Annotated in this window: 20 protein-coding genes; 10 read left to right on the top strand and 10 right to left on the bottom strand. The window is 66.5% G+C overall.

Annotated features, from left to right (window positions below):
* The first annotated feature begins 26 nt into the window (after positions 1 to 26).
* On the top strand, positions 27 to 1,733 hold the full coding sequence (locus AX284_RS10490) for a proline--tRNA ligase (protein ID WP_017638940.1): 1,707 nt from the start codon (positions 27 to 29) through the stop codon (positions 1,731 to 1,733).
* A gap of 16 nt (positions 1,734 to 1,749) precedes the next feature.
* Here the strand turns inward: AX284_RS10490 and AX284_RS10485 are convergent, their stop codons facing one another.
* Positions 1,750 to 2,034, bottom strand: coding sequence for an acylphosphatase (locus AX284_RS10485; RefSeq protein WP_026083595.1), 285 nt, complete (start codon positions 2,032 to 2,034; stop codon positions 1,750 to 1,752).
* Positions 2,034 to 3,284: a YihY family inner membrane protein gene (locus tag AX284_RS10480; RefSeq protein ID WP_068385230.1), complete on the bottom strand. Its 1,251-nt coding sequence runs from the start codon at positions 3,282 to 3,284 to the stop codon at positions 2,034 to 2,036. Before AX284_RS10480 ends, AX284_RS10485 begins: the two co-directional genes overlap by 1 nt.
* Positions 3,285 to 3,375: 91 nt before the next feature.
* Here AX284_RS10480 and arsC point away from each other — a divergent pair, with 91 nt between their 5' ends.
* Positions 3,376 to 3,729: an arsenate reductase (glutaredoxin) gene (gene arsC / locus AX284_RS10475; RefSeq protein WP_068385227.1), complete on the top strand. Its 354-nt coding sequence runs from the start codon at positions 3,376 to 3,378 to the stop codon at positions 3,727 to 3,729.
* Positions 3,726 to 4,325, top strand: a complete 600-nt coding sequence (gene wrbA, locus AX284_RS10470) for an NAD(P)H:quinone oxidoreductase (RefSeq protein ID WP_068385224.1) — start codon at positions 3,726 to 3,728, stop codon at positions 4,323 to 4,325. Before arsC ends, wrbA begins: the two co-directional genes overlap by 4 nt.
* Before the next feature lie 15 nt (positions 4,326 to 4,340).
* Here wrbA and hda read toward each other — a convergent pair whose 3' ends face one another.
* Positions 4,341 to 5,045 carry a DnaA regulatory inactivator Hda gene (gene hda / locus AX284_RS10465; RefSeq protein WP_017638945.1) on the bottom strand — a complete coding sequence of 235 codons (705 nt, stop codon included), beginning with the start codon at positions 5,043 to 5,045 and terminating at the stop codon, positions 4,341 to 4,343.
* A gap of 97 nt (positions 5,046 to 5,142) precedes the next feature.
* Positions 5,143 to 6,231, bottom strand: coding sequence for a DUF2066 domain-containing protein (locus tag AX284_RS10460; RefSeq protein WP_068385222.1), 1,089 nt, complete (start codon positions 6,229 to 6,231; stop codon positions 5,143 to 5,145).
* Positions 6,232 to 6,516: 285 nt separating this feature from the next.
* On the opposite strand from AX284_RS10460, the gene purM reads away from it, so the two are divergent.
* From purM to AX284_RS10445, 3 genes are read left to right on the top strand one after another with little or no spacing between them, the layout of a single operon-like run.
* Positions 6,517 to 7,578 (top strand): phosphoribosylformylglycinamidine cyclo-ligase, encoded by a 1,062-nt coding sequence (gene purM, locus AX284_RS10455; RefSeq protein WP_017638947.1) that lies wholly within the window; start codon positions 6,517 to 6,519, stop codon positions 7,576 to 7,578.
* Positions 7,575 to 8,243, top strand: a complete 669-nt coding sequence (purN, locus tag AX284_RS10450) for a phosphoribosylglycinamide formyltransferase (protein WP_068385219.1) — start codon at positions 7,575 to 7,577, stop codon at positions 8,241 to 8,243. Before purM ends, purN begins: the two co-directional genes overlap by 4 nt.
* A gap of 15 nt (positions 8,244 to 8,258) precedes the next feature.
* On the top strand, positions 8,259 to 8,972 hold the full coding sequence (locus AX284_RS10445) for a DUF3108 domain-containing protein (RefSeq protein WP_068385216.1): 714 nt from the start codon (positions 8,259 to 8,261) through the stop codon (positions 8,970 to 8,972).
* 63 nt (positions 8,973 to 9,035) lie between these two features.
* On the opposite strand, the gene AX284_RS10440 is transcribed toward AX284_RS10445, so the two are convergent.
* Positions 9,036 to 9,404 (bottom strand): GFA family protein, encoded by a 369-nt coding sequence (locus AX284_RS10440; protein ID WP_064306687.1) that lies wholly within the window; start codon positions 9,402 to 9,404, stop codon positions 9,036 to 9,038.
* A complete protein-coding gene (locus AX284_RS10435; RefSeq protein ID WP_068385213.1) occupies positions 9,404 to 9,889 on the bottom strand; it encodes a GNAT family N-acetyltransferase in 486 nt (161 codons plus the stop codon). Before AX284_RS10435 ends, AX284_RS10440 begins: the two co-directional genes overlap by 1 nt.
* A gap of 176 nt (positions 9,890 to 10,065) precedes the next feature.
* Between AX284_RS10435 and AX284_RS10430 the strand changes: the two genes are divergently transcribed.
* Positions 10,066 to 10,245, top strand: coding sequence for a hypothetical protein (locus AX284_RS10430; RefSeq protein ID WP_017638952.1), 180 nt, complete (start codon positions 10,066 to 10,068; stop codon positions 10,243 to 10,245).
* A 176-nt stretch (positions 10,246 to 10,421) separates the two neighbouring features.
* Here AX284_RS10430 and AX284_RS10425 read toward each other — a convergent pair whose 3' ends face one another.
* From AX284_RS10425 to AX284_RS10415, 3 genes are read right to left on the bottom strand one after another with little or no spacing between them, the layout of a single operon-like run.
* Entirely contained in the window at positions 10,422 to 12,647 is a 2,226-nt protein-coding gene (locus AX284_RS10425) for a xanthine dehydrogenase family protein molybdopterin-binding subunit (RefSeq protein WP_068385210.1), read from the bottom strand.
* Positions 12,644 to 13,630, bottom strand: a complete 987-nt coding sequence (locus tag AX284_RS10420) for an FAD binding domain-containing protein (protein WP_068385207.1) — start codon at positions 13,628 to 13,630, stop codon at positions 12,644 to 12,646. The genes AX284_RS10425 and AX284_RS10420 overlap by 4 nt, the downstream gene beginning before the upstream one ends.
* Positions 13,627 to 14,157 (bottom strand): (2Fe-2S)-binding protein, encoded by a 531-nt coding sequence (locus tag AX284_RS10415; RefSeq protein ID WP_007159316.1) that lies wholly within the window; start codon positions 14,155 to 14,157, stop codon positions 13,627 to 13,629. The genes AX284_RS10420 and AX284_RS10415 overlap by 4 nt, the downstream gene beginning before the upstream one ends.
* A gap of 316 nt (positions 14,158 to 14,473) precedes the next feature.
* On the opposite strand from AX284_RS10415, the gene paoA reads away from it, so the two are divergent.
* Genes paoA through AX284_RS10400 form a run of 3 tightly spaced genes read left to right on the top strand, consistent with a single transcriptional unit; the run spans position 14,474 to position 18,352 of the window.
* Entirely contained in the window at positions 14,474 to 15,142 is a 669-nt protein-coding gene (paoA, locus tag AX284_RS10410; RefSeq protein ID WP_068385205.1) for an aldehyde dehydrogenase iron-sulfur subunit PaoA, read from the top strand.
* A complete protein-coding gene (locus tag AX284_RS10405) occupies positions 15,139 to 16,119 on the top strand; it encodes an FAD binding domain-containing protein (protein ID WP_068385202.1) in 981 nt (326 codons plus the stop codon). Before paoA ends, AX284_RS10405 begins: the two co-directional genes overlap by 4 nt.
* Positions 16,120 to 16,129: 10 nt before the next feature.
* Positions 16,130 to 18,352: a xanthine dehydrogenase family protein molybdopterin-binding subunit gene (locus tag AX284_RS10400; RefSeq protein ID WP_068385199.1), complete on the top strand. Its 2,223-nt coding sequence runs from the start codon at positions 16,130 to 16,132 to the stop codon at positions 18,350 to 18,352.
* A 16-nt stretch (positions 18,353 to 18,368) separates the two neighbouring features.
* Here the strand turns inward: AX284_RS10400 and AX284_RS10395 are convergent, their stop codons facing one another.
* Positions 18,369 to 19,265, bottom strand: coding sequence for a DMT family transporter (locus AX284_RS10395; protein WP_068385188.1), 897 nt, complete (start codon positions 19,263 to 19,265; stop codon positions 18,369 to 18,371).
* Positions 19,266 to 19,269: the final 4 nt, after the last annotated feature.

The following is a 19,269-nucleotide window of genomic DNA, read 5'->3' as shown; positions in this document are numbered from 1 at the left end:
TCTCGATGCCGACAGACCGCCTAGCCATGCGTACCAGTCAGTTCCTGCTGTCCACCCTCAAAGAAACCCCTTCCGATGCCGTGGTGATCAGCCACCAGCTGCTGCTGCGTGCCGGCATGATCCGCAAGCTGGCCTCCGGTCTCTATACCTGGCTGCCGCTGGGCCTGCGCGTGCTGCGCAAGGTGGAGGCCGTGGTGCGCGAGGAAATGAACGCCACCGGCGCCCTGGAGGTGCTGATGCCGGCGATCCAGCCCGCCGAGCTGTGGCAGGAATCCGGTCGCTGGGAGCAGTACGGCCCCGAGCTGCTGCGTTTGAAGGACCGTCATCAGCGCGATTTCTGCGTGGGCCCGACCCATGAGGAAGTCATCACCGATCTGATGCGCAACGAGCTGAACAGCTACAAGCAGCTGCCGATCAACCTGTACCAGATCCAGACCAAGTTCCGCGACGAGATCCGCCCGCGTTTCGGCCTGATGCGCGGCCGCGAGTTCGTAATGAAGGACGCCTACTCCTTCCACCTGAACCAGGCGTCGCTGCAGCAAACCTACGACGCCATGTACCAGGCGTACTGCAATGTCTTCACTCGTCTGGGTCTGAATTTCCGTCCGGTGCAGGCCGACAACGGCTCCATCGGCGGCAGCGGCTCCCATGAATTCCACGTGCTGGCCGGCTCCGGTGAAGACGACATCGCCTTCAGCGACAGCTCCGACTACGCCGCCAACATCGAGAAGGCCGAGGCCCTGCCGCGGGAAACCGCGCGTGGCGCCGCCACCGAAGAATTGCGCCTGGTCGATACCCCCGACACCAAGACCATCGCCGATCTGGTGGAGAAATTCGGTCTGGCCATCGAGAAGACCGTGAAGACCCTGGTGGTTCGCGGCGCCGAGGAAGGCAAGCTGGTCGCCCTGGTGGTGCGTGGCGATCACGAACTCAATGAGATCAAGGCAGCCAACCTGCCGGAGGTCGCCAGCCCCCTGGTGTTCGCCACCGAGCCCGAGATCCGTGCCGCCATTGGCGCCAGCCCCGGCTCCCTGGGCCCGATGAATCTGTCGATTCCCTGCGTCGTCGATCGCTCGGTCGCCCTGATGAGCGACTTCGGCATCGGCGCCAATCAGGAAGACAAGCACTACTTCGGCGTCAACTGGGAGCGCGATCTGCCGCTGCCCCAGGTCGCCGACCTGCGCAACGTGGTGGCCGGCGATCCGAGTCCGGATGGCCAAGGTACCCTGGTGATCAAGCGCGGCATCGAAGTGGGTCATATCTTCCAGCTGGGCACCAAGTACAGTGAGGCCATGAAGCTGTCGGTCCTGGGCGAGGAAGGCAAGCCTACCCTGCTGACCATGGGCTGCTATGGCATTGGGGTATCCCGCGTGGTCGCCGCCGCCATCGAGCAGAACCACGACGAGCGCGGCATCCGCTGGCCGGCCGCCCTGGCGCCCTTCCAGATCGCCCTGGTGCCGATGAAGTACGAGAACGCGGCAGTGAAGGAAGCCACCGATCGCCTCTATGCCGACCTCAAGGCGGCCGGCTTCGACGTGCTGCTGGACGACCGCGACAAGAAGACCAGCCCTGGCGTGAAGTTCGCCGACATGGAGCTGATCGGCATCCCCCATCGTCTGGTGGTAGGTGAGCGCGGTCTCAATGAAGGTCTGGTCGAATACAAGGGCCGTACCGACAGCGAAAGCCAGAATGTCGTCCTGGCCGAGATCGTCGGCTTCCTCAAAGCCCGCTGAGGGCTACCGCTCCAGGTCAGGCGTCCGTGCGCCTGACCTGGAAGTCGGTGAAGCCTGCGCAGGCCACCTCCTCCAGCTCTACCCCGGTCACCCGCGCCGCTGCCGGTCCCTGCCAGAGCCACGCTTCCAGTCTGGCGAGCGCCTCGGCCGGGCCTTCCAGATGGCACTCCACCCGGCCATCGGCCAGATTCCGCACCCAGCCCGTGACGCCCAGCCGCTGCGCCTCCTGACGCGTGCTCTCGCGATAGTAGACGCCCTGAACGCGGCCACTGATCAGGCCGTGACGCGCCGCTCTGTCCATCATCGCGAGGCTCCCCGCTCTTCCAGCACTGGCGCGACCTTGAGCCAGTGAGCCACGCTCCCGGCCAGCAGTTCATGACGCTGCGCCTGCAGTCGGGTGAAGGCCTCCTGCAGCTGCGGATACCAGTCACCGGGAAAGCGTTCGGCGGGCGGCCAGCAATCCGGCGCGGGCGGCGCCCAGGGCGCGCGATCCAGCAGATCCAGGAGCGCATAGCCATGCAGATCGCGGCAAAGCACCCAGTGACCGCTGTCGTTCTGGCACACCAGGCGCTCCTGCTGCAGGAAGGCCAGCACCGCATGCCATTCGTGCTCCGGTAGCTTCCAGCCCGCCTGGTGCAACCGCCCCAGGTGCAGACTGGAACCGCTCTGCTGGCGCTCCAGAAAGGCGCGCAGCACGGCGAGCAGGATGAAAAAGGCCGGCAGCGGCGCGCGGCGCCAGTGATGGGTGGTGGACAGGCTGCAGACCACCTCCGCCCCCAGCAGCACGATCAGCCAGCAGACATAGATCCAGACCAGGAACAGCGGCACTGTGGCGAAGGCGCCATAGATCAGCTGGTAGCCGGGAAAGTAGAAGACATAGAGACCGAACAGACTCTTGGCCGCCTCGAACAGCACCCCGGTCAGGGCACCGCCGATCAGCGCGTGGCGTAGGGGTACCCGTGTGTTGGGCACGGCGGCGTACATCAGGGTGAAGGCGGCGATGCTGAACAGCAGTGGCGTGACCTTGAGCAGCATCTGCGCACCGGACATACCGTAGGAGCCAAAGACCAGGGCCACCGAGGCCAGATAGGTGCTCATGGCGAAACCGGCGCCCAGCAGCAGGGGGCCCAGGCTGAGCACCGCCCAGTAGAGCAGGAAGCTGGAGACCCCGCGCCGCGGGATGCGTACTCGCCAGATGTCGTTGAAGGTCTTTTCCACCGTCACCAGCATGAAGAAGGACGTCACCGCCAGCAGGGCCACGCCCAGCCAGGTCAGGTGCCGCGCCTGCTCGATGAAGTTGCGCAGGTATTCTTCCAGGGTCGCCCCGGTGGAGGGCACGAAATTGCGGAAGATGAAGGCCTGGATCTGCACTTCCGTGCCCTGGAAGGCGGGTATCGCCGAGAGCATGGCGAAGGTCACGGTCATCACCGGGACCACCGCGAACAGGGTGGTATAGGTCAGGGCCGCGGCATTGTTGGGCGCGCGGTCTTCGATGAAGCGGTCGGCGAGGTAGCGAACGAAGGACAGCAGTTCACGCAAGCGGGCCGGCATTGGCGGTTCCTCGAAAGGCACGGTCAAGGGCTGGCGCGGCAGTCCTCGCCAACCCGCTACAATGGCCATCTTACCTTCTATGGATCAGCCCATGAGTGAAATCGTCCTCTATCACAATCCGCGCTGCTCGAAATCGCGGGCGGCGTTGGCGCTGCTGCAAAGCCGCGAGCTAGCCGTGTCGGTGGTGCCCTACCTGGACACGCCGCCGGATGCCGCGACCCTGCGCGCACTGCTCGCCAACCTGGGCCTGGAGGCGCGCCAGTTGCTGCGTACCGGCGAGGAGATCTATCGCGAATTGAACCTCGCCGATCCGACGCTGGACGAAGACGCCCTGATCGCGGCCATGGCTGCCCACCCCAAGCTGATCGAGAGACCCATCGCCGTGCGCGGCTCACGCGCCGTCGTCGGTCGTCCCCCCGAGCGTGTCCTGGAGATCCTGCAATGACCCCCGAAGCCTATGTCCTGGTGCTCTACTACAGCCGCCATGGCGCCACCGCCGAGATGGCCCGCCAGGTCGCCCGCGGGGTGGAAATGGGCGGCATGGCCGCGCGCCTGCGTACCGTGCCGGCGGTGTCCACCGAGTGCGCCGCCGTCGCCCCGGCGGTGCCCGAGCAGGGTGCGGTCTACGCCACCCTCGACGACCTGCGCGACTGCGCGGCCCTGGCCCTGGGCAGTCCGACGCGCTACGGCAACATGGCCGCCGCCATGAAGTATTTCCTGGATGGCACCAACAGCCTCTGGCTGACCGGCGCCCTGGTGGACAAGCCTGCCGGCGTCTTCACCTCCACCGCCAGCCTGCACGGCGGCCAGGAGAGCACCCTGCTGTCCATGGCCCTGCCGCTGCTGCACCACGGCATGCTCATCACCGGCCTGCCCTACAGCGAGAGCGCCCTGCTGGAAACCAAGGGGGGCGGTACGCCCTATGGGCCGAGTCATTTCGCCGGGGCGGATGGCAAGCGCGCGCTAGACGAGCAGGAAACGGCGCTGTGCCGGGCACTGGGCAAGCGCCTGGCGACCCTGGCGGGGCGCCTGCAAAAGTAGCGGTAGCCGGCACGGCTACCAGCCCATGATTTCCTTGACGAAGGGAATGGTGAGCTTGCGTCGCGCCTGCAGCGAGGCCTGATCCAGGCGTTCGAGCATGTCGAACAGGGCGTCCATGCTGCGGGTGTTGCGCGAAAGGATGAAGCGGCCGACCTCGTCGGTCAGGTGCAAGCCGCGGCGGGAGGCGCGCAGCTGCAGGGCGCGCAGCTTGTCTTCGTCGGACAGGGGTCGCAGCTGGAAGACCAGCGCCAGGGTCAGGCGCGACTTGAGATCGGCCAGCTGCACCGGCAACTGCCGCGGCGAGGCGGTACTGGAGATCAGCAGCCGCTTGCCGGCATCGCGCAGTCGATTGAACAGATGGAAGAGAGCCTCTTCCCAGCGCCGCTGGCCGGCCAGGGCGTCGAGATCGTCGAGGCAGACCAGTTCGCACTGCTCGAGATTGTCGAACAGCTCGACGCCATAGTCGGCCAGTTCACCCATGGGCAGGTAGATGGCCCGCTCGCCCAGTTCCTCCAGGCGGTGACAGGCCGCCTGCATCAGATGACTGCGACCGGCGCCGGCGCCACCCCAGAGATAGATCAGACTTTCCGTCCAGCCGGCATCGGCGTCGCAGAGACGCTCGACATAGCCGAGCGCCGCGGCATTGGCGCCAGGGTAGTAATTGACGAAGGTGGCGTCGTCACGCAGACGAATGCCCAGGGGCAGCTGTAAAGGCATCATGCCAGCTCGAACGGCTCTTGGCAGTTTCGCGAGGGCGCCAAGTCTAACCAAATCCCGGGTCCCTCGCAGCAGCCGCTTCAGTCTTGGGTGTCGGCCCTCATGGCCAGCGGAAATACAGGGTGGTACGCGCCGGCTGGGCGGACGGCGCCGGCTGGGCTGCCGGAGCGGTCGGCGTGACGGTGGCGTCCACCGGAGCACCCGGCGTCGCCGGTGCGGGGGACGCGGGGGCGGCCGGCGCGGAAGTCGGCTGCAGACCGGCCAGGCCAAGCTGTGCCTGGAGCTGGTCGGGATTGCCCGTCAGGTCATAGGTCAGTTGAGTACCTTCGACTTTCACCAGGCGGCTCGACAGGGGCTCCAGGACCTTCTGCAGCTGGGCATAGCGTTCGAAGTTAGAGTTGTCGGCGACCAGGGTCAGCGGCTGGGTGGTGCCAGGGCGGGAGACGAACTTCTTCGACAGGCGCCCGGCGACGTCCTGCAGAACGGCTGCGGCCAGGGCGTCCTGGTCGGCTGCCTGACTGCTGCCCTGCTCGGCAGCGCCGTTGTTCCACAGGCGCCACTGGGCTTGCCAGCCGTTACCCTGGGGCTTGGCGTGCACCGCCAGCAGGGCATTGGCGCCATAGCGCTCGGAGGCTTGGCGCAGGGCGGTCGGGTCGTTGGCGTCGATGTTGGCGGCAGTGCCGGCCAGTTGCTCGTTGAGATCGGCCAGCGGCAGGCGGATCGGCAGGCCGGCGCGCTGGGCGCCACGCTGGACGCCGGTGCTGGCGGGCTGGCCATCACCTACTAGGGTCGCCCCGCTGTCGGCGTCGTTGAGCCACCAGATCATCACCACCGGACGATTGGCGCCCCATACCGAGAGCCCCGCCTGACCCAGGGCCCGCTCGGTGGCGGCCGGGTCGAAGTTGGCCACCAGCACCTCCGGCGGGCCGGCGTCATAGCTGTACTGGCTGATCAGGGATTCGGGTGCCGCCAGGGCACTGGCGAGACCCGGGGTCTGGCCGGCCTGGGGGTTGCCGGTCAGGCGTCCGGCCAGCACCTGCAGGGCGCGCTTGAGGGCGGCATTGCGCTCGTCCGGTTGTTGCGAGGTCACCGGCTCGCGGACCTGGTAGAGGTTGTCCACCACCTCGGCATGGGCGAGCGGACTCAGGACCAGCAGCGAAGCGAGCAACGGAAGGACGAGACGGCGCATGGCGATTCCATAGAAAGGGCAAGGGGCATACCTTAAAAGCCGCCCGACCCGCGAGCAAGGGCACTGGGTCGCGGGTGGCGCAGAAGGTAGTAGCGAACATTGCCCACCCGGCGAACGGATGGGCGATCAGGCTCAGACCCCAGGGCGCTGGCCGGGTGCCATCGCCACTTGGACCGGAGGCCGCGGCGGGCCGCGTGCTTTGGCACGGCTTCTGGTAAAATCGCCCGCCTCATTGCCGGCTGGCGCCAGCCGGCTCGTTTCGCCATTAGCCAAAGGCCAGGATTCATGAGCAAACAACCCCAGCTGAGCTACAAGGACGCCGGTGTAGACATCGACGCCGGTGAGGCTCTGGTAGAACGCATCAAGGGCGTCGCCAAGCGCACCGCCCGCCCGGAAGTCATGGGCGGCCTGGGGGGCTTTGGTGCCCTGTGCGAGATCCCGGCAGGCTATCGCCAGCCCGTGCTGGTCTCCGGTACCGACGGCGTCGGCACCAAGCTGCGCCTGGCCATGAACCTGGCCAAGCACGACAGCATCGGCATCGACCTGGTCGCCATGTGCGTCAACGACCTGGTGGTCTGCGGCGCCGAGCCGCTGTTCTTCCTCGACTACTACGCCACCGGCAAGCTCAACGTCGACGTCGCCGCCCAGGTGGTGACCGGCATCGGCACCGGTTGCGAACAGGCTGGCTGCTCCCTGGTGGGTGGCGAGACCGCCGAGATGCCCGGCATGTACGAAGGCGAAGACTACGACCTGGCCGGCTTCTGCGTCGGCGTGGTGGAAAAGTCCGAGATCATCGACGGTTCCAAGGTGACCACCGGCGACGCCCTGATCGCCCTGCCCTCCTCCGGCCCGCACTCCAACGGCTATTCGCTGATCCGCAAGATCATCGAGGTGGCCGGCGCCGACATCGAGAACATCCAGCTCGACGGCCAGCCGCTGACCGAACTGCTGATGGCGCCCACCCGCATCTACGTCAAGCCGCTGCTCAAGCTGATCAAGGACACCGGCGCGGTCAAGGCCATGGCCCACATCACCGGTGGCGGCCTGCTGGACAATATCCCGCGGGTACTGCCCGAGGGTGCCCAGGCGGTGCTCGACGTCGCCAGCTGGCAGCGTCCGGCGGTATTCGACTGGCTGCAACAGCAGGGCAACGTCGACGAGACCGAGATGCACCGTGTGCTGAACTGTGGCGTGGGCATGGTCATCTGCGTGGCCCAGGATCAGGTCGAAGGCGCCCTGCAGGTGCTGCGCGCCGAGGGCGAGCAACCCTGGGTCATCGGCCGTATCGAACAGGCCGCCGAGGGCGCCGACCAGGTCGTGCTGAACAATCTGAAACAGCACGGATGAGCCCTGCCGACTGCGCCGTGGTGGTGCTCATCTCCGGCCACGGCAGCAACCTGCAAGCTCTGATCGACGCCGCGACCCCGCCCGTGCGGATCGCGGCGGTGATCGCCAACCGCGCCGAGGCCTATGGCCTGGAGCGGGCCCGGCAGGCCGGGATCGCCACCCAGGTGATCGACCACCGCGAGCATGCCGATCGCGAAAGCTTCGATGCGGCCCTGGCGGCTGCCATCGACGCCCAGGGCGCCGATCTGGTGGTGCTGGCCGGCTTCATGCGCATTCTCACGCCGACCTTCGTGCGGCGCTACCAGGGTCGTCTGCTCAATATCCATCCCTCGCTGCTGCCACTCTACAAGGGCTTGCACACTCACCAGCGTGCCCTGGATGCCGGCGATGCCTGGCACGGCTGCAGCGTGCACTTCGTCACCGAAGAACTGGATGGCGGTCCGGTCGTCCTGCAGTCGCGGGTGCCGGTACAGGCCGAAGATACGGCGGAGAGCCTCGCGACACGGGTACACGCCGCCGAGCACCTCCTTTATCCTGTGGCCGTGCGGTTGTTCGCCGAAGGTCGTCTGCGGCTGGGCACCCTGGGTGCCGAGCTCGATGGCCAGGCGCTGCCGCCTACCGGGGCCGAGTCGTCGTCGCTGACGGCCGCGGCCTCCCCTTCCTGATCCAAGGAGAAACTGATGCGACGTCTGTTGTTCCTATTGGCCACCCTCTGCAGCGCCTCGGCCTTCGCCTTCGACCTGCAGCCCTTCACGGCCAGCTACACCGCCGACTGGAAGCAGATGCCGGTCAGCGGCTCGGCCGAGCGCTCGCTGCAGAAGGAAGCCGATGGCCGCTGGGAGCTGAAGTTCGAAGCCTCCATGCTGGTCGCCGGCCTCAACGAGTCCAGCACCTTCCGCCGTGAGGGCGAAGCCTTCCTGCCGGACACCTACCAATACAAGCGCAGCGGGCTGGGCAAGAGCCGCGAGAGCGAACTGACCTTCGACTGGGCCGGCAAGAAGGTCACCGGCAAGGACAAGGATGATCCGGTCAATCTGACCCTGGATCGCGGTCTGCTGGACAAGTCGACCTACCAGCTCAAGCTGCAGCAGGACGTGGCGGACGGCAAGAAGAGCATGAGCTACCAGATCGTCGACGGCGACAGCATCGACACCTACGACTTCCGCGTCATCGGCCCGGAGCGCATCCGCACCCCGCTGGGTTTGTTCGATGCCATCAAGGTGGAGCGCGTGCGCGATCCCACCAAGAGCAGCCGCAAGACCGAACTGTGGTTCGCCAAGGATTGGGACTACCTGCTGGTGCGGCTCTACCAGCAGGAGAGCGACGGCAAGGAATACCAGACCAGCCTCAAGGAAGGCTCGGTCAACGGGCGCACGGTGAAAGGCGCCAACTGATCCCGGTAGTTGCAAAGACGCCCTCTTCGGAGGGCGTTTTCTTTTCAGTTGGGACCCGTCCGCTCAGGGATTCCACCAGCCCGGTCGCTGGTCGGCGAAAGAATGAAAGAGCGGCACAACGTCATCGTCGAGTCGATCCAGGCTACCCACCGCCAGGGCGAGAGTCGGACCGTCATCCACGGCGCCCAGCGTGGAACCGCAGTGCGGGCAGAAGGCTCGGCATGTCGTAGCCGAGGAGCGCCAGAGGGCCGGCTCGCCACCCGGACCGGTCCAGCGCAGCTGGGCCTTGTCCAACTCGATCCAGACCTGCGTCGGCGCTCCGGAATGCCGGCGGCACTGCTCGCAGGAACAGCTGTGGGGATCCCGTGGCGAGCCTGTCACCAGATAACGAATCTGGCCGCAGAGGCAGCCACCGGTGCGCGTGCTGTCCATCAGGAGATGCCTCCTTGGTCCTGTCCAGGCGTGCGGGATTTCTCGTAGCGGACATCCGTCCCCTCAAGGGAGACGACCCTGTGCCAGCCGTGGGACCGATAAAAGGCATTCGCCCGTACCGCCGGGCGCCCATCGGTGACCAGCCAGATCAGGGCATGACGGCGGAATAGCGCGGTCTCGGCGGCGGCCAGCAGACGGGCACCGAAACCCTGGCCTTGCCCGTCGGGTCTGACGAACAGAGCGAAGACCTCGCCATTCGCCAGATCGACCAGGCTGAAGCCCACCACCTCGCCTCCCACCTCCACCACCCAGGCACAGGGCTCGGCGGCGAGCAGCTCGGCGATCGATTCAGGGGTGATGCCCAATTCAGCGAGTTGCTCTCGGGTAAGGGCGTTGTCCGTGACCGCGGTACGGATGGCGAACAGCGTTTCTATGTCGGCCAGGGTGGCAAGCCTTAACTGAGCGGAGGCAGCGCAAGCGGTCACAGGGATTCTCTTGATGTCGGCCTAGAGCGATGCCGAGATGACCATGAGCAGCGCGACAGATTGTCGCAGAAGTTGTAACGACTTGTTGCCGAGATACGCCTTGGTCCTGAAGCGAAACGCTCTAGTATGGGCTTTCAAGCCCTGCCGTAGCGCGGGCTCGACCAAGGAGATACAGCATGACCATTACCGTAACCGAACGTGACGAAGACCATATGTCCCGCGAAGCCCGTGGCCTGGGCATGCATCTGTGGGACGTGAAGCAGGAAGGGGAACTGGTCGGTGTCTACCAAAGCGAAGCCGATGCCCTGGAGTACAAAGAGCAAATCGAACATGACGGCGCGTCGCACGCCGAGTGATCGAATAGCGGTTTACTGACTGCCTGAAAAAGGCCCGTCTCTTGGAGGCGGGCCTTTTTCGTTGCAGAGTTCGCGAATGTTGGGCTTCGCTGCGCTCAGCGCCAACCTACGGCAGCCTCATCGTAGGTTGGGTTGAGACAGCTCCAGCGTCGAAGCCCAACAGAACGCTGCTGACCCTAGTGCAGCAGCTCGTCGGCGAAGACCTTGTCCAGGGTGATGGGCAGATCCCGCACCCGCTTGCCGGTGGCGTGGAAGATGGCGTTGGCGATGGCCGGCGCTACTCCGACGATACCGATCTCGCCGATGCCCTTGGCGCCCAGCGGATTGACGATCTCGTCGTGTTCCTCGACGAAGATCACCTCCAGCTGATGAACATCGGCCTGCACCGGGAAGTGGTACTCGGCGAGGCTGTGGTTCATCCAGCGGCCTTCGGTGGTGTCCATCATCCCCTCTTCCTGCAGGCCCATGCCGATGCCCCAGACGATGCCGCCGGCCACCTGGTTCTCGCCGGTCTTGAGGTTGAGGATACGACCCGCAGCCACAGCGGTGACTACGCGACTGACTTGGACGCTGCCGAAGTCCTCGTCCACCTTGACCTCGACGAACACCGCCGAGTGGGTACCAGTGGCGTAGTTGTCGCGCTCTTCCGCCGGCTCGGCGCTGGCCAGGGTTTCCATGGACGGCGAACCCGAAGCCTTGAGGATGGCGGTGAAGTCGACGCGCTGGGCCGGATCGGTCTTGAGGCTGATGCCGCCGTCGGCGAATACCACCTGCTCCAGTTCGGCCTTGGCCAGCGGCGAATCATCCATTTCCTTGGCCGCATCCAGCAATTGCTGACGCAGCTGGTCGCAGGCCAGTTTCACGGCGGTGCCCACCGAAGACACGGTAAAGGAACCACCTTCCAGCGGCGCCTTGGGCAGGGTGGAATCACCGAGTTTGAAGGTCACCTTGTCCAGCGGCAGACCAAGGTTCTCGGCGGCGATCTGGGTCATCACCGTATAGGTGCCGGTGCCGATGTCTGCCGTGGCACTGGCCACCACCAGGCTGCCGTCGATGTTCATCACGGCCTTGGCTGTAGCCGGTTGCTGCATGGCCTCCCAGACCCCGGTCGCCATGCCCCAGCCAACCAGTTGATTACCATCGCGCATGGAACGCGGCGCCATGCTGCGCTGCTCCCAGCCGAAACGCTCGGCCGCCTGGCGATAGCATTCCAGCAGCTCCTTGCTGGAATAGGGCTTGCCCTTGGCCGGATCCGTGTCGGTGAAGTTGCGAATACGCAGCTCCAGCGGATCGATGTCGGCGGCATAGGCCAGTTCGTCCATGGCGCTTTCCAGCGCATAGACACCCAGTACGGCGCCCGGCGCGCGCATGTCCAGCGGGGTGTAGACGTCCAACGCGGCCAGCTGGTAGGCCAGCTTGACGTTGGGGCAGGCATAGAGCGACGCCGACCAGACCAGCACCATCTCGGTGAAGTCTTCGAAGCGCGAGGTGATGCCCAGGGCGCTGTGATCGATGGCCTGCAGCTTGCCGTCGCTGTCGCAGGCCAGCTTGACCTGCTGATAGGTCTCGGGGCGATAGCCGAAGGTGAACATCTGCTGGCGGGTCAGGGTGACCCGTACCGAGCGCTTGAGCTGCAACGCGGCCATGGTCGCCAGCACCAGCTGGTACTGCGGACGCAGGCCGGAACCGAAGGCGCCGCCGACGAAGGGCGAGATGACCTTCACGTCGCCTTCGCCCAGACCGAAGATGCTGCTGACGAACTGGGCGCTGTTCTGCACGCCCTGTGTCTTGTCGTGCACCGTCAGCTTGCCGTCCTTGTGGTAGATGACCGTCGAGGCGTGCATCTCCATGGGGTTATGGAATTCCGCCGCGGAGTGGTATTCGGCTTCGATGCGGGTAGGCGCCGCAGCCCAGGCTGCCGGGGCGTTACCCCGATTCTCCGGCAACTCCATGGGCGCTTCGTGGGCCTGGTCGCGGGCCTGGGCCAGGTCGGTGGCGTGCTCCTCTTCGCTGTATTGGGCGCGGATCAGCGCGGCGGCGTGACGTGCGGCCTCAAAGGTCTCGGCCACGACCAAGGCGATGGGCTGGCCACTGTAGAGGATGCGGTCGTTGTACAGCGGCCGAAAGGGCTTGCCATCGGCCGCATCCATGTCGGTATAGCTCTCGTCATAGCTGGCCATCTTGGGTCGATTGAGGTGGCTGAGCACCTCGATCACGCCCGGCTGGGCCAGGGCTTCGCTAACGTCCAGGCCGAGCAGGCGACCCTTGGTGATGGTGGCGTTGACCACGAAACCAAAGGCCAGATCCGGCACGCTGAATTCACCGGCGTAGAGGGCCTGGCCGGTGACCTTGAGCGGACCGTCGACGCGGGGAACGGCTTTTTGCAGATGGACGACGGTCATTGCAGGGTACCTCCGGCGGCTTCGGTAAGGGCACGGACGATGGCGCGCCGGGCCAGTTCGATCTTGAAGCTGTTGTGGGCGAAGCCCTGGGCGCCTTGCAGCAGGCGATCGGCCAGTTGACCGAAGGCTGCCTTGTCCGCGACCTGGCCAACCAGCGCCTGCTCGGCCTCCGGCAGGCGCCAGGGCTTGTGGGCCACGCCACCCAGGGCGACACGGACCTGCTTGATGCGCTCGCCGTCCAGCTCCAGGGCTGCCGCCACCGAGACCAGGGCGAAGGCATAGGAGGCGCGGTCGCGAATCTTCAGGTAGGCGCTGTGGGCCGCCAGGCTTTCCGCCGGCAGGGTCACGGCGGTGATGAGTTCGTCGGCGGCGAGATTGGTGTCGCGCTCCGGGGTGTCGCCGGGCAGGCGGTGGAAATCGGCGAAGTCGATGACCCGCTCGCCGTTCGGACCGCTCACGTCGACCCGGGCTTCCAGCGCAGCCAAGGCCACGCACATGTCCGAGGGGTGGGTGGCGATGCACTGCTCGCTGTGGCCGAGGATGGCGTGGATGCGATTCTGCCCTTCACGAGCGCCGCAGCCGGAGCCGGGCTCGCGCTTGTTGCAGGGGGTGCCCACGTCATAGAAGTAGTAGCAACGGGTGCGCTGCAAGAGGTTGCCACCGGTAGACGCCATGTTACGCAACTGCGGCGAGGCGCCAGCGAGGATGGCCTTGGCCAGCAGCGGGTAACGACGCTGCACCTCGGGGTGGTAGGCCACTTCGGCATTCTTGACCAGGGCGCCGATGCGCAGACCGCCTTCGGGGGTGGTCTCGACCTCGCGCAAGGGCAGACCGTTGACGTCGATCAGCTGCTCGGGGCGTTCGACGTTTTCCTTCATCAGGTCCAACAGGTTGGTACCGCCGGCGATGAAATGGGTCTGGGGGCCGTGCTGGCGGATGGCATCGGGCACGGCATTGGGCTTGGCGTAACCGAAGCGGTTCATTCGCGGCCCTCCCCTTGCTGGCAATCCGGACGCGCCCGTTCGATGGCGGCGCGGATGTTGCGGTAGGCCCCGCAGCGGCAGAGGTTGCCACTCATCTGCTCGGCCACCTCGGCCTCGCTGTGGGCGTGGCCCTCCTTGAGCATGCCGATCGCCGAACAGATCTGGCCGGGGGTGCAGTAGCCGCACTGAAAGGCATCTTCGGCAACGAAGGCGGCCTGCATGGGGTGCAGCTGGTCGCCCTGGGCCAGGCCTTCGATGGTGGTGACCTCGGCGCCGTCCTGCATGACCGCCAGGGCCAGACAGCTGTTGATGCGGGTGCCGTTGACCAGCACGGTGCAGGCACCACATTGGCCGTGGTCGCAGCCCTTCTTGGTGCCGGTCAGGTCGAGGTGGTCGCGCAGGAGATCGAGCAAGGTGGTCCAGGGTTCGACGGCCAGCTGCAACTGCTTGCCGTTGAGGGTCAGGGCAATGGTATGGGACTCGGGTTCGGCCAGAGGCTGAAGCTGGCGCGCGGGGGTGGCATTCATGGCGGACCTCACGGTTAAAGCCGCGGGGTGCAGATGCCCCCGTGGTCGGAATAGGTGGTGGCAGCGAAAGGCCACCTCAGGTAAGGGACTGTTGCCGACCGGAAGCGGTTCAGCACCCCTGCCCAGCGGTATTCAACGTGACGTTGAAGCCTACTCAGCGAAGCGTTGGGAGTACTGATCCAGAGCCCTTGGGCACGGGCAGGACACATCCGGTATGGCAGCTCCTGCCACCAGCGGCCCAGTGGCCTGAACCCCGTCGGCAAAGGGGCAGTCATCAGAACTCCCGTGATGCGCCCCCAACGATGAGAATCCGACCATGGCTTCCGACTCCGATGCACCCTGGCGTTTGTCCCGGCGCCAGTTCCTCGGCACTTCCGCGGTGCTGGTGGCGACCAGCGCCATTCCCGGCTACACCTTTGCCCAGGCCAGCGGTGGCGCGCCCCTGACACCCCAGGCCATCGCCGCCCGCCTGCCGCAGCTGCTGCCGCTGACCCTGCAGATCAATGGCGAGGCGCGCCGGCTCAAGGTCGACAGCCGCACCACCCTGCTCGATGCCCTGCGCGAAAACCTGCACCTCACCGGCACCAAGAAGGGCTGCGACCATGGGCAGTGTGGCGCCTGTACCGTGCTGGTGAATGGCCAGCGCATCAACAGCTGCCTGAGCCTGGCGGCCATGCATGAAGGCGACGCCATCACCACCATCGAGGGCCTGGGCACCGCCGAGCGGCTGCATCCCATGCAGGCCGCCTTCCTGGCCAAGGACGGCTTCCAGTGCGGCTATTGCACCCCGGGGCAGATCTGCTCGGCGGTGGCCCTGCTCGACGAGGTCAAGGCCGGCATGCCCAGCCACGTCTCGGCACGCCTCGATGGCCCCATGCGGCTGAGCGAGGAAGAGATCCGCGAGCGAATGAGCGGCAATCTCTGTCGCTGCAGTGCCTATCCCAATATCGTTGCGGCCATCCAGATGGCGGGGGGACAGGCATGAGAGTCTTCGACTATCGGCGTGTCCAGAACGAGGCCGACGCCAGCCGCCAGGGCGTCCAGGCGGGCAGTCGCTTCATCGCCGGGGGTACCAATCTGCTGGATCTGATGAAGCTGGAGATCGAGACTCCCAGCCAGGTGCTGGACATCAATCGCCTGCAGCTGGATCAGATCAGCGCCACCGAGGGCGGCGGCTTGCGCATCGGTACCCTGGTGCGCAATTCCACCCTGGCCGCGGACCCTCGGGTGCGCGAGCGCTATCCGGTGCTGTCGCGCGCCCTGCTGGCCGGTGCCTCGGCGCAGTTGCGCAACAAGGCCACCACCGGCGGCAATCTCCTGCAGCGCACCCGCTGCTCCTACTTCTACAACACCGCCATGCCCTGCAACAAACGCCAGCCCGGCAGTGGCTGTGCGGCCTTGGGCGGCTTTAATCGGATGAACGCGGTGCTTGGCGCCAGCGACCAGTGCATCGCCGTGCATCCCTCCGACATGGCGGTGGCCATGCGGGTGCTGGACGCCACGGTGGAGACCCGCGAAGCCAATGGCCGCACCCGGCGCATCCCCCTCGCCGACTTCCATCGCCTGCCCGGCGATACCCCGCAGATCGAGACGGTGCTGCAACCCGGCGAACTCATCACCGCAGTGACCCTGCCCCCGCCACCGCCCGGCATCCAGGTCTATCGCAAGGTGCGCGATCGCGCTTCCTATGCCTTCGCCCTCGTGTCCATGGCGGCCATCGTCGAGTTCGACGGCACGCGCATCCGCAGCGGTCGCGCCGCCTTCGGCGGTCTGGCGCACAAACCCTGGCGGGTAGCGGCGGCTGATCAAGCCTTTGCCGGCCAGGCGGCGGACGGTGATCTCGCCGCCGTTGGCGATGTCCTGCTCGCCGGCGCCCGTGGCTATGGCCACAACGATTTCAAACTTGAGCTGACCCGCCGCGTCCTGCGCGCCGGGGTGGCCGACGCTCGCCACCAGGCCTGAGGACAGCAGCATGGAAATGAATGAACCCGCTGGCCGCAACCTGATCGATGAGAATCGCGGCGGCCTGATCGGCAAGCCCATCGATCGCGTCGACGGCCTGCTCAAGGTCACCGGCCAGGCGCCCTACAGCTTCGAATTCCGCAACGATCGCGTGGCCTATGGCTTCATCGTCGGCGCCACCATCGCCAAGGGCCGCATCGCTCGACTGGACACCTCCGCCGCCGAAAGCGCGCCGGGCGTGCTCAGCGTCCTGACCTACCGCAACGCCCCGCGCCAGGCCGCCCGGGAGCCGGACAACAGCGGCCGCTTCACCCGGCCCAAGCCCTACCTGGACAGCGACCAGGTGCGCTATTTCGGCGAACCCGTGGCCTTCGTGGTGGCCGAGACCTTCGAGGAGGCACGTCTGGCGGCGGCCCTGGTGGAGATCGACTACGCCGCCGAACCGGGCGCCTTCGATCTGGCCGCCAACCTCGGCCAGGCGGTGAAGCCACCGGATGGCGACCAGCCCACCGACACCGCCTCGGGCGATGTCGACGCCGCCTTCGCCCGGGCACCGGTCAAGCTCGACCAGCGCTATACCACGCCCTACCACATCCATGCGCAGATGGAGCCCCACGCCAGCCTCGCCCAGTGGGACGGCGACCGGGTGACGATCTATTGCTCCACCCAGTTCGTCGAGCAGGCGCAGAGTTGCGTGGCCAATACCTTGCAACTGCCCAAGGAGAACGTCCGCATCGTGGCGCGCTACATCGGCGGTGGTTTCGGCGGCAAGCTGCCGATCTATGCCGATGCCCTGATCGGCGCCATGGCCGCCCGGGCGATCGGTCGGCCGGTCAAGGTCACCCTCACCCGCCAGCAGATGTTCCAGATCACCGACCACCGCTCGGCCACGGTGCAGCGCATCCGCCTGGGTGCCGACCGTGATGGCCGTCTCCTCGCCATGGCCCACGAGGGCTGGTCCCATTCGGCGCGTGGCCTGACCTACTACGAACCCACCGGTCTGTCCTCGCGTACCCTCTATGCCGGCGATGACCGCCTGGTGGCGCACCGCATGGTCGAGCTGGACCTGCCCGAATCCGGCTCCTGCCGCGCGCCCGGCGAAGCCGTGGGCATGCTCGCCAGCGAAAACGCCATGGACGAGCTGGCGGTCATGCTCGCGCTCGATCCCATCGAGCTGCGCATCCGCAACGAGCCCAGCCAGGACCCGGAAAAGCACATCCCCTTCTCCTCCCGCAAGCTGGTGGAGTGCATGCAGGACGGCGCCCGCCGCTTCGGCTGGAACCAGCGCAATGCCACGCCCGGCCAGGTGCGCGACGGCGACTGGCTGATCGGCATGGGCATGGCCGCGGCCAGTCGCGCCAACATGCTCAGGCCATCCCAGGCCGGGGTCCGCCTGGAGGCCGATGGCACGGCCACGGTCAAGACCTCGATGACCGATATCGGCACCGGGACCTATACCATCCTGGCGCAGATCGCCGGTGAGTCCCTCGGCTTGCCGGTGGAACGGGTCAAGGTGCTGCTGGGCGACAGCGACGATCCGGCCGGTGCCGGCTCCGGCGGTTCCTTTGGCGCCGCCAGTTCCGGCTCCTCGGTCTATGTCGCCTGCGAGAACCTGCGCGTTAAGGCGGCGCAAGCGGCGGGCCTCGATCCGGCCAGCGCCCGTTTCGTCGGCGGCCGGCTGATCGCCGACAACGGCAGTCGCGACCTCGCCGAACTGGCGCGCGAGCATGATCTCCAGGCCATTGGCGAGATCAAGCCGGGGCAGACGCTCAAGGACTATTCCCAGCAGGGCTACGGCGCCTTCTTCGCCGAGGTGGGGGTGCACGCCCTCACCGGCGAGATCCGCCTGCGGCGCATGCTCGGGGTGTTCGCCGCGGGGCGCATCCTCAACGAGAAGACCGCCCATTCGCAGATGCTCGGCGGGATGATCTGGGGGGTGGGCAGCGCCTTGCACGAAGACGGGGTGATCGATACCCGTCACGGTCACTTCGTCAACCATGACCTGGCCGACTACCACTACCCCTGTCACCTGGACATCCCCGCCATCGAAGCTCATTTCCTGCCGGAAGTGGACGACAAGGCTAACCCGCTGAAGATCAAGGGCGTCGGCGAACTGGGCATCTGTGGCGCAGGAGCCGCCCTCACCAACGCCGTCTACAACGCCTGCGGGGTGCGCATCCGCGACTATCCGCTCACGGTGGACAAGGTGCTGGCCGGGCTCAAGACGGCTTAGCCGTAGGCGGCGCGGTTCAGCGCGCCGCCTTGCTTCCCGCCCGGGTCGCCAGCAGCACCCCGCCGATGGCGATGACCATGGCCACCCAGGCCAGCGGTGGCAGCGTCTCGCCGAGCAGCAACCAGGCGCTCAGGGCGGCGCCTGGCGGCACGCAGAAGAACAGTGCACTGACCCGTGCCGCCTCGCCAGCGCGGATCATCCACACCAGCAAGCTGATGGCCAGCAGTGAATTGGCCAGCACCAGATAGGCCAGGGCGCCAATGAAGGCCGGCGCCCAGTGCACCGGCGTGTGCTCGAACAGCAGCGCCAGGGGCGCGCAACACAGCAGACCGACGCTGTACTGCACCAGGTTGTTGGTGACCGGATGCTGGGCCACGCCCAGGCGCTTTTCGTAGAGTACGGCGCTGGTCATGCCCAGCAGCGCGCCCACCGCCAGGAAGATGCCCGCCACGGACTCCACGGCGACGCTCGCCCGCGCCAGGATCACCCCGATGGCGCCGAGCAGTCCCAGGGCCAGCCCCAGCCACTGCAGTGGCGCCACCCGCTCGCCCACCAGCAGCGGTGCGCCCAGGGCCACCAGGATGGGTTGCAACGAGGCGACCATGGCCACCACGTTGGCCGAGGCGCCCATCACCAGGGCGCCATAGCTCATGCCGAAATAGACGCCCTGGATCAGAAAGCCCACCACGGCCAGATTCGCCCACTCCCGCCGCGTACGCGGCAGTGGCGGGCGCAGGATGAGGAAGGCGACCAGTAGCACGCTGAAGGCCAGAGCATAGCGCATCGCCAGCAGGGTGAAGGGTGGTGCATAGGCCAGGCCCACCTTGGACACGGCGAATCCGGCAGACCACAGGGCCAGGAACACCAGGGGGATGAGGCGCAGCAACCAGGGATGCAGCGAGGTGGACGACATCGGA

It is taken from the genome of Pseudomonas sp. HUK17 (assembly GCF_001566765.1).
Note: the sequence above shows the minus strand (reverse complement) of the source record. Positions and strands in the feature narration are given on the sequence as shown.

Coding starts and splice junctions, on each gene's coding strand:
- AX284_RS10485 (WP_026083595.1), bottom strand. CDS start 2,034: ATGGACAGAGCGGCGCGTCACGGCCTGATCAGTGGCCGCGTTCAGGGC.
- purM (WP_017638947.1), top strand. CDS start 6,517: ATGAGCAAACAACCCCAGCTGAGCTACAAGGACGCCGGTGTAGACATC.
- AX284_RS10425 (WP_068385210.1), bottom strand. CDS start 12,647: ATGACCGTCGTCCATCTGCAAAAAGCCGTTCCCCGCGTCGACGGTCCG.
- AX284_RS10440 (WP_064306687.1), bottom strand. CDS start 9,404: ATGGACAGCACGCGCACCGGTGGCTGCCTCTGCGGCCAGATTCGTTAT.
- AX284_RS10460 (WP_068385222.1), bottom strand. CDS start 6,231: ATGCGCCGTCTCGTCCTTCCGTTGCTCGCTTCGCTGCTGGTCCTGAGT.
- hda (WP_017638945.1), bottom strand. CDS start 5,045: ATGATGCCTTTACAGCTGCCCCTGGGCATTCGTCTGCGTGACGACGCC.
- AX284_RS10430 (WP_017638952.1), top strand. CDS start 10,066: ATGACCATTACCGTAACCGAACGTGACGAAGACCATATGTCCCGCGAA.
- AX284_RS10405 (WP_068385202.1), top strand. CDS start 15,139: ATGAGAGTCTTCGACTATCGGCGTGTCCAGAACGAGGCCGACGCCAGC.
- purN (WP_068385219.1), top strand. CDS start 7,575: ATGAGCCCTGCCGACTGCGCCGTGGTGGTGCTCATCTCCGGCCACGGC.
- AX284_RS10480 (WP_068385230.1), bottom strand. CDS start 3,284: ATGCCGGCCCGCTTGCGTGAACTGCTGTCCTTCGTTCGCTACCTCGCC.
- AX284_RS10415 (WP_007159316.1), bottom strand. CDS start 14,157: ATGAATGCCACCCCCGCGCGCCAGCTTCAGCCTCTGGCCGAACCCGAG.
- AX284_RS10400 (WP_068385199.1), top strand. CDS start 16,130: ATGGAAATGAATGAACCCGCTGGCCGCAACCTGATCGATGAGAATCGC.
- arsC (WP_068385227.1), top strand. CDS start 3,376: ATGAGTGAAATCGTCCTCTATCACAATCCGCGCTGCTCGAAATCGCGG.
- AX284_RS10420 (WP_068385207.1), bottom strand. CDS start 13,630: ATGAACCGCTTCGGTTACGCCAAGCCCAATGCCGTGCCCGATGCCATC.
- paoA (WP_068385205.1), top strand. CDS start 14,474: ATGGCTTCCGACTCCGATGCACCCTGGCGTTTGTCCCGGCGCCAGTTC.
- wrbA (WP_068385224.1), top strand. CDS start 3,726: ATGACCCCCGAAGCCTATGTCCTGGTGCTCTACTACAGCCGCCATGGC.
- AX284_RS10490 (WP_017638940.1), top strand. CDS start 27: ATGCGTACCAGTCAGTTCCTGCTGTCCACCCTCAAAGAAACCCCTTCC.
- AX284_RS10395 (WP_068385188.1), bottom strand. CDS start 19,265: ATGTCGTCCACCTCGCTGCATCCCTGGTTGCTGCGCCTCATCCCCCTG.
- AX284_RS10445 (WP_068385216.1), top strand. CDS start 8,259: ATGCGACGTCTGTTGTTCCTATTGGCCACCCTCTGCAGCGCCTCGGCC.